This window comes from Moorena sp. (assembly GCF_982860115.1).
In genome coordinates, this window is sequence record NZ_CEYLVT010000094.1 from 1 (window position 1) to 13,261 (window position 13,261).

The 13,261-nt window shown below is 41.5% G+C and carries 6 protein-coding genes; 4 read left to right on the forward strand and 2 right to left on the reverse strand.

Annotated elements, in window-relative coordinates; genetic code table 11:
• Both AC4II3_RS17095 and AC4II3_RS17100 read right to left on the reverse strand, forming a co-directional pair.
• Positions 1-3,475: non-ribosomal peptide synthetase (locus AC4II3_RS17095; RefSeq protein ID WP_488029298.1), on the reverse strand; the 3,475-nt coding region annotated here is incomplete at its 3' end.
• Complete coding sequence (locus AC4II3_RS17100) at positions 3,472-9,315, reverse strand: SDR family NAD(P)-dependent oxidoreductase (protein WP_488009924.1); 5,844 nt, start codon at positions 9,313-9,315, stop codon at positions 3,472-3,474. The genes AC4II3_RS17095 and AC4II3_RS17100, both read right to left, overlap by 4 nt.
• A gap of 534 nt (positions 9,316-9,849) precedes the next feature.
• Here AC4II3_RS17100 and AC4II3_RS17105 point away from each other — a divergent pair.
• From AC4II3_RS17105 to AC4II3_RS17120, 4 genes are all read left to right on the forward strand, one after another.
• On the forward strand, positions 9,850-10,422 hold the full coding sequence (locus AC4II3_RS17105) for an EF-hand domain-containing protein (protein WP_488009926.1): 573 nt from the start codon (positions 9,850-9,852) through the stop codon (positions 10,420-10,422).
• A 505-nt stretch (positions 10,423-10,927) separates the two neighbouring features.
• Positions 10,928-11,119 (forward strand): hypothetical protein, encoded by a 192-nt coding sequence (locus AC4II3_RS17110; protein ID WP_488009928.1) that lies wholly within the window; start codon positions 10,928-10,930, stop codon positions 11,117-11,119.
• A 437-nt stretch (positions 11,120-11,556) separates the two neighbouring features.
• A complete protein-coding gene (locus tag AC4II3_RS17115; protein ID WP_488009930.1) occupies positions 11,557-12,123 on the forward strand; it encodes a hypothetical protein in 567 nt (188 codons plus the stop codon).
• A 24-nt stretch (positions 12,124-12,147) separates the two neighbouring features.
• On the forward strand, positions 12,148-13,224 hold the full coding sequence (locus AC4II3_RS17120) for a Rieske 2Fe-2S domain-containing protein (RefSeq protein WP_488009932.1): 1,077 nt from the start codon (positions 12,148-12,150) through the stop codon (positions 13,222-13,224).
• The last annotated feature ends 37 nt before the right edge of the window (positions 13,225-13,261 follow it).

Sequence of the window (13,261 nt, forward strand, 5' to 3'; positions counted from 1 at the left end):
GATTACGACCAAGCCAGTAGGCTTGTTGGATTTCTGTGAGGGGGAAGGGTTGGTAGCGCTCCTCTGGTGCCGGGCTCAGGGTGGGCAGGGTCAGCTGTGAGCTGAACTCGGCTGACTCCCCTTGAGAGCATTGGCTGAGGACAAGGCTGAGTTGGCCAACTGTGGGGGATTCAAATAGTGTTTGTAGGGGGAGTTGGAGCTTAAAAGCTTGTTGTAGACGGGCAATCACTTGGGTGGCGATCAGTGAGTGTCCTCCTAATTCAAAGAAGTTGTCATGGATGCCTACTGCTGGCACTTTCAGTACTGCTGCAAATATCTCGGCGATCCTCTGCTCTATAGCTGTGCGAGGTGGCACAAACTCTGTTGAGGAAATTAATTTGGCTTCAAGTGCTGGCAGTGCTTTACGGTCTATTTTGCCACTGGGAGTTAACGGCAGTTTCTCTAACAGCAAGAAACTGCTCGGGATCATATACTCCGGTAGTTTTTGCTTGAGGTATTGATGTAGTTCCGTGGTGGTAAACGATTGATCCGATGTGACTAAATAGGCAACTAAGCGTTTGTTTCCAGGAATATTGTCTAGGGCAATAACAACAGCTTGTTCGATCTTGGGATGGGTATTGAGGACTGCTTCGATTTCTCCAGGTTCGATGCGGAAGCCCCGCACCTTGATTTGGTTGTCGATGCGACCAAGTAACTCGATGTTACCATCACTCAAGTAGCGGGCGAGATCTCCTGTTTTGTAAAGGCGTTCTGATTTGGAATTAGAGAAGGGGTTTTGGATGAATTTTTCTTTGGTTAGTTCTGGGCGGTTGAGATACCCCCTGGCTAAGCTATCACCTCCAATGTATAATTCTCCGGCTACGCCTATAGGTACTGGTTGGAGGTATTTGTCTAGTATGTAGAGTTGGGTATTGGCGATGGGACGACCAATGGGTGGAAGTGATGACCAATTACTGGGAAAACCCTTTAATCTAAAAGCACTTACCACATGAGTTTCTGTTGGTCCGTAATGATTTTCTAGTGTGCAATTAAACAACCTGTCGAAAAATCTGACTAGAGTGGGAGTAATTTGTAACTGTTCTCCCGCAGTAATCAATTCACGCAGGTCAGATGGCAGAAATTGAGTATTAGAAGCGCTAGTAGCTAACTGTTCTAGAGCAACAAACGGTAGAAACAGTCTTTCAATTTTTTGTTGTGTAAGAAATTTTAACAATTCTGTGCCATCTCTTCGCACATCTTCTGGTATCAACACTAATGTTCCACCGGAACACCAAGTAGATAAGATTTCTTGGAAAGAAACATCGAAGCTTATTGGTGTAAATTGCCCTGTCTTGGTGCCGTCTTTGGCAGAGGATTGCTTCAGTTGCCAATTTATAAGGTTAACAAGAGGGCGATGAGTCATGGCAACCCCCTTGGGTTGTCCAGTAGAACCAGACGTATAAATCACATAAGCCAAACTATCGGAACATAATCCAGGATCAAGATTGTCTTGACTATGTTGCTCTATTGATGCCCAATTCCTATCCAAACAAATCACTCGTGCTTGGTTTTGTGGCAAAGATGCGAGCAAAGACGGTTGAGTAAGCAGCACTCCAATACTCGAATCCTCTAACATATAACTTAGGCGTTCTTGGGGATAACTGGAATCGAGGGGCACATAAGCCCCACCAGCCTTAAGTATCCCTAAAAGTGCCACTACCATTTCCACGGATCTTTCGATGTATAGTCCTACCAATACTTCTGGTTTTACCCCAAAGGTTTGTAGGCAATGTGCTAGCTGGTTAGCTCTTTGGTTTAATTCTCGATATGTCAACTGTTCTGTATCAAACACCACCGCTACAGCATCGGGTGTTTTCTCTACCTGTTCTTCAAACAACTGATGGATAAATTGCTCTGAGGGATATGCCGTTACTGTTTCATTCCATTCCACCAATACCTGATGGTGTTCCGCTTCCCTTAACAGGGATAATTTACCCACAGCTTGTTGAGAATTTTCTACAATAGCTGACAACAAGTTTTGGAAATGATGGGCGATACGTTCAATAGTTGACCCATCAAACAAGTCACAGTTGTACTTTAAAGTTCCAAAAATAAATGAACTGTGATCAATAATTTCTAAATCTAAATCAAACTGACCTTCGTTATGAGGGATTTGAAAAGGTCTTAGTTTCAGCCCTCCCCAATCAATATCGTTGTCAGCCTCATGGACCAACAATTTCTGTATATCTTTAGATTGTTGTAACTGCAGTAGATCAAAAGAAGCTTGAAAAATTGGTGAACGGCTGGGGTCACGGTGTGGCTGTAGCTTTTCAACCAGCAGAGCAAATGGATAGTCTTGATGAGTTAGTGCTTCGAGAACTCTTTGACGAACTTGACCAATAAATTCTTTAAAAGTAGGATTATTAGATAAATTTGTCCGTATCACAACGGGGTCAGCAAAGTAGCCGAAAATAGAAGTAAACTCCGGTCTACTTCTGCCTGCGGTGGGAGAACCCACAAGAAGATCTTCCTGACCTGTATAACGATAGAGCAACACCTTAAACGCAGCCAAGAGCATCATGTACAATGTTACTCCCTCGTTTTGAGCTAGTTCCTTCAGTTGCTCGGTCAGCTGGGAAGATAATTTGAATTCATAGGAAGCACCGTTATAGGTCTGTACGGGCGGTCGCTGTCTATCAGTTGCTAGATTTAGTGATGGTAATTCTCCTGCTAGTTGATACTGCCAGTAGTTCCACAATTCTGCTCCTTGAGTTCCTGAGAGCATTTTCCTTTCCCATCTAACATAATCTTGATAGGAATGTTTTAGAGGAGGAAGGGATATTTCTAGATCAGTCTGTTGTGCCTGGTAGAGCTTTGCAAACTCCTGTATAAGCACATCTATCGACCAGCGATCGCAAGCAATATGATGGATAGTCAGCAATAAGATATGCTCATGGTCAGAACACCTAAACCATCTGACTCGCATTACTGGTCCTTTCTCAAGATCAAAGAGAGTTTGATGAGCCTCAAGGACTTTCGCTTTTCGTTTATCTTCGTCCCAAGTCGAAGCATCAATTTGCAAGAAATCTAATTCCTGAGTTTCATGAACCTGTTGGATCGGTTCTTGACCTCGTTTTGGAAAAGTAGTACGCAAGATTGGATGGCGTTTTCTTAGCGTCCTAAATGCGTTTTTTATCGCTGTAATATCTACTTTTGAAGAAACACGAGCAGAAAAGGATAGGTTATAAGCATAACTTTCTGGTGCGAGTTGCCACAAAAACCAAAGTCCTCGTTGACCGTAGGAAAGGGGATAACTATTAAAAAGGCTGGGATTTTCCTGAAGTAATTGTAAGATTTCGGCTTTATGCCGTTTCAGTTGATCTAAGATTAGAGAGTTTGACTCTTCCTTTGGGGCACGATAGCGAAGTTTCCCATTTTCGCTCCAAAATTTCCACCCTTTGATGACCAGGTCTTGTAAAAAATCAAATAAATTCATAGTTCCCCCTCAATCCAATCATTATCTTCGGTACTACTGAATAGCGTTGTTTCGATATTGTCTGACTCAAACCTTTGACCTAAGTCAGTTTTGATCAGTTTTTCATTGACTGCTGCTACTAATACTTTGGTTACTAAGTCAATAATACTGGTATCTTCTATAAATTTGACGATTGGTACATCCACTGTTAAAGCTGTTTTCAGCCGATTTCGCAATTCTAAAGCCATCAGAGAATCTATTCCCATTTTGTTAAGAGGCTGTTGTACATCAATTTGGGAAGAGCTGATTCTTAGGACTTGAGATATTTCATCTTGGAGGTAAGTTATCAAACGATTTTCTCTTTCTCGTGGAGCAGCTGCTTTTAGGGATTGTAATATTTCAACATTTTGCTGAGAATGTGCTCGTTGTTTGTTGAGGGGAGTGACTTCAATCTCTTCTATAAGTAATCGTTGTCTTTTGATTTGATACAGTTGTTTGAATAAATTCCAATTGACATTCGCTACTGTTGTTTGGATGTGATCCCTTCTCCATAATTGCTCTAAGGCGGCGATTCCCTGCTCGGGAGATAGGGGTTCCACACCTATTTTCCGGGCTTTCTTTAACTCTTGTTCTCCTGCCATACCACCACCGAACCAAGGTCCCCAATTGATACTAAAACTGGGCAACCCCTTGGCTTGACGGTAATAGCTTAACCCATCTAAGAAACAGTTCGATGCTGCATAGTGGGCTTGACCGGTGGCACCCCATACAGCAGTCATAGATGAGAAGCTCACAAAAAAGTCTAGCTTTTTATCTTCGGTCAATTGATGAAGTATCCATCCACCGATGACTTTAGCAGCCATTACCTGTTCTAACTGAGTCAGTGTCATCTGCTCAATTGGTTGCAATGCTCCTATACCGGCAGCATGAACAATGCCTTTCAGGGGGGCTAAGTAGCTGTCTATTTGCTCAAAGACTTTTGAAAGTTCTTCAAAATTACAGACATCAGCTTGAGCGACAATGACTTTAGCTCCCTGTTGTTTTAAATCACTGATCGCTTCTAGTTGCTCTTGTGAGGGTTGAGTGCGACTGATTAATACCAGATGTCTTGCGCTCTTCTCAACCATCCACTTAGCTGTATGTAATCCTAAAGCTCCCAATCCGCCTGTAATCAGATAAGTGGCATTTGACTCTAGTGATAAGGGTTGGGATGGGTTACAAGATTGCTTGACTAAACGAGCTACATATATCTCCTCTCCTCGAATAGCTAGATGATCTTCTGGCTGATCATGATCTGCTATAAGTTTCAAGAGTGTTTCGGTTTCAGACTCTGGAGATTGTGGGTCTAAATCTACTAACCCCCCCCACATCTGCGGATGTTCTAGAGAGACTACTCGCCCCATACCCCACAAAGGTGATGCAGCCACTGAGACTTGTTCTGTTTTAGAGAGGATTGATTGACTGCCACGGGTCACTAGCCATAGCTGGGGCATAGACTTGGTTTTGATTAATGCTTTCACTAAGTGAAGCACTGCGCCACATCCCCAGCGCTGAACAGACTTTAAGGTGGTGATTGTTAACTCTTGGGGATCTGGAGCATCTAAACTCCACAAATGAATTACCCTTTTTAACGGAAAGTTACTGTTTTTTTGAATAGACTGAATCAGTTGTTCAAACTCTTGGGGGTTAGAGGGATTGAGTTGATAAGAACCTTTCTGTAGTTTTTGGTAGTGATCGCCTCGATAGACTAAACTACATTCACCCCCTTGCTGCTGTAATTTTTGGGCTAACTTTTCTCCGACAACTGTTCTGTCTGCAAAGGTGTCTGCAAAAATTAACCAATGACCCATTGATTCAGATTTAGTATTCGATAATGACGTATCTGAATCTTGAGCTAAAATTACTGCTTGCCTTGACAAGGCAACATTAGTATCCTGACTATCCGGGATACTGACAGCTTGTTTAAAACCACTGTGTTGAAGCAGTTGTTGCCATTTTTTGGCTGAGAGTAATGGATAATCGGGTCTTAAATCTAAATCACTAAACCGCCACCAACCTTCAAGAAGTCCAAAAATTAAATCCAACCATCTTTGGCGAACCGTTGTTTCCACCAAGATGACTATTCCTTGTGGTGCTAATAACCTCTTTACGTGTTGTAAGGTCTGACGTAAATCTTGGGTTGCGTGCAGCACATTCGCTGCAATAATCAAATCATACTGGTGGAGTTCAAATCCTTGAGTGGATGGGTCTTGCTCAATGTCTAGGTTTTGATAGCGAACAAAAGGATAATCTTTAAATTTATCCTGAGCTTTGGTGATGAAGAAAGAGCCAATATCCGTGAATACATAGTCTGTTTGCTCTGGATTCAAGTGAGGTAAGATATGAGCGGTAGTTCCTCCAGTTTCTGCCCCAATTTCTAACAGTCGCACTCCACGAGATTTTGGTAATTTTTCCAATGCGGATAAGACGGCTTGTTGAACCAAGGTGTTCATCACCTTAGATTCTGAAGAGTTCTGATAAAGTTGGGTAACAGAGCTTAAATCTCCTTCTGGGAAAACTAATTGCGCTGGGTCAGATTCTCCCCGTAGCACAGAAGCGAGTTGAGAAGCACAACGTTTCAAAATAGTTAGTTCTGTGCTTGCATTGGGATATTGACTTGATAAGGAGCTAAAGAGGATCTCTGGGTTTTGAACTAATGGTACTTGAGCGACTTCCCACTTACTGTCCATGGGTTTGAGGATTCCCACTTCCCACAGCATTTCGAGCAAACGTCCCAATAGCCTGTGATGATGCTGGACTATCCCCAATTTCTGGGCAATTAGTGACCTTGAAAAAGAGTCTCCTACTTGGAAGTTCCATCCCAATTCCTGGAAAGCTTTGAGAACATAGTTTATACTCAAAGTCTCTAACTGGGTTAAGACTTCTTGATATATTTCTAAGTCAGGTTTAGCGATTAGATGGGTAACTTGAGGACTGAGTTTGAGGTCAATTTCATCAGGAGTTGGTAAATAATTACCCCTCATCTGCTTACTAAAGAAAACTTTGGTACGCCATTTTACTTCGTAAAACCAATCCTGTATGGAGTCTTGATTGCTTCCTACTATGGCTTGAGCAGTGACTCGTTTAACGTTTAGTCCTTGTAGGGGGTGAATATTCTCCTGATTTGATAAGGATTCTGGTTTAGATATTAACTTATTATCTATTTCACTATTATCTGTTTCAAGCCAGTAGCGTTGCCGTTGAAAGGGATAAGTGGGCAATGCTACCTTGCTACGGGCATAATCTTTATCAAAGCCTGACCAGTCAAGGTTAAGTCCCCGCACATATAATTCTCCCAAACTATGGAGCATTTGTTGCCAGTCGTCTTGAGCCGGATGTAGAGAGGGTAGCCAAACTCCTGTTCCTTCTGGCAAACACTGTTTTCCCATCCCTATTAAAATGGGCTTAGCTCCAATTTCTAGGAATATTTTGTAACGTTCTTGATGCAAGGTTTTCATACTTTGAGCAAACTTCACGGGTTGGCGGATGTGATTTACCCAGTAGGTTGCTGTGGTAATAGTATCATCGGCTCGACTTCCTGTTACATTGGAAATTAACGGAATTCGAGGGCGATCATAGGTGATTTGATGGGTGACTGCTTCAAATTCCGCCAAAATCGGTTCCATCAAGGGTGAATGAAAAGCGTGGGAGACTTGTAGGCGTTTGCTCTTAATTCCCTGTGATTCTAAGCGGCTTTCCAGAATCCTAATCGCTTCTGCTTGACCGGAAATGACAACGTTTTGGGGTCCGTTGATGGCGGCGATTGCAACTTCTGTTTTGTATGAGGTAATTAATGGACGTATGTCTTGCTCTGATGCCATAACAGCTAGCATCGTACCCTCTTGATCTAACTGCTGCATTAAGCGTCCCCGATGGGCAATCAATTTTAAACCATCGTCTAAACTAAATACTCCTGCGATTGTTGCTGCAACATATTCTCCTACACTATGGCCCATAACCACATCCGGTTTTATTCCCCAGGATTGCCATAACTCGGCTAGGGCATATTCAATCGCAAAGAGAGTAACTTGGGTATAGGCAGTTTGGTCAATGACGGAACTATTTAAGTCTTGGCTATCTTCAGGATAAAGAATGTCTACAATAGATTTTTCTAAATAAGATTGTAGAATGCGATCGCACCGATCTAAGGTTCGACGAAAAACGGGCTGGGTTTTATAGAGTTGTCTTCCCATGTTGACATACTGAGAACCCTGCCCTGTAAATAGAAATGCAATTTTAGGGGATTGATGATTACTAGAGAGTTTTCCAGAAAAAACACCATTAGCTTTTTCTGCTGCACTAATTTTTGCGAATTTATCAGCTAAGTCTTCTTGGTTAGATGTAATGATCCCTAGACGATGCTGAAAGTGTGAACGCCCGGTATTGGCACTGAAACAAACTGAAGCGATCGCGTCGGACTGATGATTTTGCAGATAGCTTTGATAGTGACTAACTAATTCCCATAATGCATCTTCTGTTTTAGCCGATAGGGTTAATAGATGGAGAGGACGCTCGATTTCGTTAGCTCTTGCCACCTGTCTGGGGGCTTCTTCTAAAATGACATGGCAATTGGTACCGCCAAAGCTAAAGGAGCTTACCCCAGCGATGCGAGACCCTGTAACAACAGACCAAGACTGGCACTGAGTAGGTATGCCAAAGGGGGTTCCTGCTAACTTAATTAAGGGATTAAGTTGCTTTAAATGCAAATGGGGTGGTATTTGCCGATGATGCAAAGATAAAACGACCTTAATTAGCCCAGCTATCCCGGCTGCGGCCTCTAAATGTCCGATATTTGTCTTGACCGAGCCAATCCAACAGCGCTGCTCTGGTGTTCGCCCCTTTCCTAGCACTGCTTGGATAGATTCAACTTCAATTGGGTCTCCCAAGGATGTACCAGTACCGTGGGCTTCCAGATAACTAATTTGGGCTGGGGCTATACCAGCATTTTTTAAAGCTTGACGAATCACAGCTTGCTGTGAGCATCCGTTAGGAGCAGTAATACCATTACTCAAACCGTCATGATTAACTGCCGAGCCTCTAATAACTGCTAGAACATTGTCTTCAGCTTGGATAGCATCACTAAGACGCTTAATCACAATTACGCCGCATCCCTCTCCGCGTACATAACCATTAGCAGCAGCGTCAAAGGTTTTACAAAGACCGTCGCCAGCCATCATCCGAGCTTGAGAAAAAGCCAGGGTATACTCTGGGGATAACGTTAAATTCACCCCTCCTACCAAGCACAAATTAGATTCTCCGCTTTGGAGACTTTGGCAAGCAAAATGTAATGCTACTAGTGATGAGGAACAAGCCGTGTCTATCACTAAGCTTGGTCCATGTAGATTTAATAAATAAGAAAGACGATTGGCAGCAATGCTAGGGGTGACCCCAGTGCCACCATAGGCATCTATAGAGAGCGGATTACCAAATACAAATCTGCCATAGTCGCTGCCGACAATTCCTAGAAAAACCCCTGTCTGGCTGTTATTTAAATTCTCCGGTACAATTCCAGCGTTTTCCAACGCTTCCCATGCAACCTCTAATATTAATCTGTGCTGGGGGTCTACTGACACTGCTTCCCGAGGCGAAATCCCGAAGAATCCTGGATCGAATAAATCGATCCCCTGTAGAAAAGCCCCCCAACGTGTGTTCATTTTTCCTGGTGTTGCTGGCTTTGGATCGTACAGAGCATTTCCATTCCATCGATTTTTTGGCACCTCCGTAATTCCATGGAATCCATTCTGGAGTAAATGCCAAAAAGATTCTGGATCTTTAGCACTTGGAAAACGGCAACCAATACCTATAATCGCGATGGATTCCATTGAGAATATTTATTTCCTCCTTTGAGATTTGGAGTTGAGACTAAAGTTCAGTGATACATCATACAACACTCGAACAATCATATCTTGTCTTCTGTGTTTTGTCATCATTGACAACAGGTAAAATTTCGGATATTTTTTTTACCATTCCACCCTCGATCAGTGATATCTCGTATGCTGTGTGTTGTCATCAGTGAAAAACGCAAAAATTTCGGATATTTTTTTTTTCGACCCTCGACCCTCGATCAGTGATATCTCGTATGCTGTGTGTTGTCATCAGTAAAAACCGCGTAAATTTAGAATAGTTTTTTTTTCGACCCTCGATCAGTAATATCTCCTATGCTGTGTGTTGTCATCAGTAAAAACCGCGTAAATTTAGAATAATTGTTTTTTCGACCCTCGAATAGTAATATCTCCTATGCTGTGTGTTGTCATCAGTGAAAACCGCGTAAATTTAGAACAATTGTTTTTATATTTGCGTATGTTAACTTTTTTTAAAAAAAGATTGACCTTCAGAAATACTGTGATAGATTGGCCATGGTGGTTTTAGGCTTATACCTGAAATACACCACTAAAATTGTTGACGAATTCACAGTATATAGATTAATCATCATGGCTCTAACAGAACAGCAAAAATCCAAGTTGCAAGTCGGATTTAATTCCCTAGATTTTGATCGCTCAGGATTTCTTTCAGCTGAAGACTATGTAGAAAAAGCTAAGTCCTTAGCAATGCTCAAGGGTTATGAGGTGGGTTCATCAGAACACAATGCCATAGAATCACAGTTGTTGGAAATATGGGGAAAAGTGCAGCAAGCAGTTGATTCAAATGGAGATCAGAAAGTAACTCTTGAGGAATTCCTGAACTTTGCAGATAATGCTGGAACTAGTCTTATTGAAGATGTATTTGTTAAGACAACAGATATGGTGTTTGATCTAGCAGATACTAATGGCGATGGAAAGATTAATTTTAACGAGAGCAAATCTTTCTTTTTACTGTTTGAGTCAAATCTAGGCGCAGCATCAGAAAGTTTTTCTCAAATTGATACAAACAATATCGGTGAGATCACCAAAGAACAAACTCGAGAAATGGTTCGTAGTGCCTTCTCTTAAGTAAGGTTAGTTTTACAAACCTCCTCACTCAAACTATAGTAGTTTACAAACCTCTTCAGCCAAACTATAGTATTTCTGAGTTAAATGAGGTAGATTAAAATGGGATTAAGGACAGGGTAATTGCAGCTATTTTGTAGAAATTGTACTTGACAAAATAGGTGTTTAACACAGCCATTAATAGGACTAGACAACCCCTATCGAATCAAGGACACTCCATAGAAATAGAATCAGTCCTTTCCAGATCCACTCAATCCTCATGTCAAAAGGTTTCGGTGCTCCTACTATTTACCCTCCTTCGGTGACGATTAAAAAGTTGAAAGGTAGCGTAATCAAAGAGTTTGAGAGATTGGATGAGCGTCGGGTTAAACCGCAGCCACAGCATTGACTAATTGATAACGAGACCGACGTCTTTGGAATAAAATGACCACTGAGGTGTGTTTCTACATCACCAGCTTAGCCGCAGATACCAGGGTTTTAGTGACGGCGATACGTTCCGATTGGAAAATTGAAAATAGCCTCCACTGGGTGGAACGATGTCACCAATGGCATCGACTACAGCCGGATTCACACCGGACATGAACCATTGAATATGGAATTGAATATAGGACTGTTGCGACCCTTGTCAGCTGAATTTACTCAAACGAGAAGCATCCAAGCAAAGTATTGCCCAAAAACGCTACCGAGCAGCGATGGATAATGACTTTGTCATGAAGGTGTTGCGGGAGCATGTCACCTTTGTAATTAGGTAAATAGATCCCCCCTAGCCCCCCTTAAAAAAGGGGGGAATTAGATTCAAAAGTCCCCCTTATTAAGGGGGATTTAGGGGGATCTAAATCAGGGATTAACAAAATTGACATGCTCCCGGTGTTGCTCAGTAATGATCGGTGTTAGCTTTAGCTAGACCAACAGGGTGAGTACTGCAAAACAGATCAGCGTTGCACATCCCGACATCATCATACCGCCAGATTGTTCCGAGACTATTGGCATGCCCCATTGTTATTTCAATTAATAATGAATGTCTTCACATATTTCTGGTCATCAAGTGATGAATTCACTTTATAATCTCTGTATTTTTTTTTACTGCTTTTGTGTGTGTGCATTATATTTAGTTAGCATAAGGGTAATAAATTTGAAATGAATCGACGTTCTTTTAAACGATACCTGCAATATACAGATAAATATAGTACTCAAACCCTACGGCAAGGTATGGAAGAGTATTTCAAAGAAAATAATAAAAACACTGATCCAAATCGAATTAGGCAGGATTTTGGCAAACTTTTAATGGCTCATGATATTACCCATATTGTATTTGCTTGTGATACTGATATGTGTGATGAATGGAGAGTTTTCTTTTTAACATTGTTTATAACCAACTACACATTTAAAGACTATGTGCGTGCTTATGAAGAGTGGCTGCGTGACATGGACGATCCCTCAGTTAGCGCGACTTTGGATAATATACTGAAGGAGCAGAATCCACTATGTTTCTATACTTTGGTTGTGATTTCCTTACTTCTAGTCCTACCAGAAATAGTTGTGATGTGGTTTCAAACTCGCGGTCATCAAAAGTATTGGCCATATTATGAATATGAACCAATGCTTGATCGTTCCCTTTTAGATATTCGCCAAGAATTTAACCTTTTAGAGTTTATTCCATTAAGAGAAGATCACGCACAACAATACTCCCTAGGACAAGAATAGGTAAAACTCAACTAAAAACGAATAATGAATAATTTTAAAAGCCTTACAGTTCCAAACTTCACTCAATCAAAAACAGCCGTTGAAAAAAAGACAGTAAATTTTGCCACAGGTTGGTATATTGCAATGTCTTCCAAGGCTTTGCAGAAAAAGCCAAAACAAATACAGTTATTTGGTCAGCAACTGATTGCTTGGCGGGATCAAAACGGCTATCCATCTGTCATGGAGCTTTACTGTTCACACATGGGGGCTAGTTTGGCGATTGGTAAAGTTGTAGACGATTGTATTCGATGTCCTTATCATGGCTGGAATTACAATCGCTTTGGGGAGTGTGTTTTCGTGCCTGAGTCAGACACAATTCCTCCAACAGCCTTTCAGTCTGCTTATACCACTACTGAAAGGTACGGTTATATCTGGGTGTGGTATGGTAGCCCAACTGCTCTGTATCCTTTGCCTGAGTTTCCAGAAGCTGAAAGCAACAGGCATAACTATATGTTTTATCGTAAAGATTATCATGTAACAACCACAGTACTGCGGGTGCAAGAAAACATATTTGATATTCTGCACTTCTTCTCTACACACAATTTAAAATTTTCTGGTTCTCTTAACTACAATCTGTTGAATGACGACCAGTACTTAACGTCAAATAGCAAACCACCTATTCCAAAAGAAGCTTGGATTGGACTCTCGTCAGAATTCAAGATTGATGTCAATAATGATATCGGAAAAGTAGGTTCCGTTTTTAATGCTTTAGGGTTATATCCTCAGAACGTACAAGTCAGAACAGATAGTTGGTCTACTGGAGCTAAAATGACTGTTTTTCATGATGGCTTAGATAGATGTGCGGTGTTAATCGGCTTCACTCCAATTACCGCAAACAAGACACAGATTTGGATGTTGACAATGATCAAGAAAAAGACCAATATTTTACGGAGCATCCTTGACTTTGTGTTTTATATTTTGCAAACTGAATATACGATGGGACAGGATCTAGCCATCTTAAATACTATGAGCCCAGATGGGGGCAGGGCTTATATCAATTACGATAAGCCTCCGTTAAAAATGAGAGAGTTTTATCAAAGTTGGATTGGTAAGATTAGTTAGCATTCATCTATCCAAAGATAATTACAAAGTATTCAAA

What these genes read in the sequence shown, in the direction of transcription:
- AC4II3_RS17100 (WP_488009924.1), bottom strand. Translation starts at nt 9,315, where the DNA reads ATGGAATCCATCGCGATTATAGGTATTGGTTGCCGTTTTCCAAGTGCT.
- AC4II3_RS17105 (WP_488009926.1), top strand. Translation starts at nt 9,850, where the DNA reads ATGGTGGTTTTAGGCTTATACCTGAAATACACCACTAAAATTGTTGAC.
- AC4II3_RS17115 (WP_488009930.1), top strand. Translation starts at nt 11,557, where the DNA reads ATGAATCGACGTTCTTTTAAACGATACCTGCAATATACAGATAAATAT.
- AC4II3_RS17120 (WP_488009932.1), top strand. Translation starts at nt 12,148, where the DNA reads ATGAATAATTTTAAAAGCCTTACAGTTCCAAACTTCACTCAATCAAAA.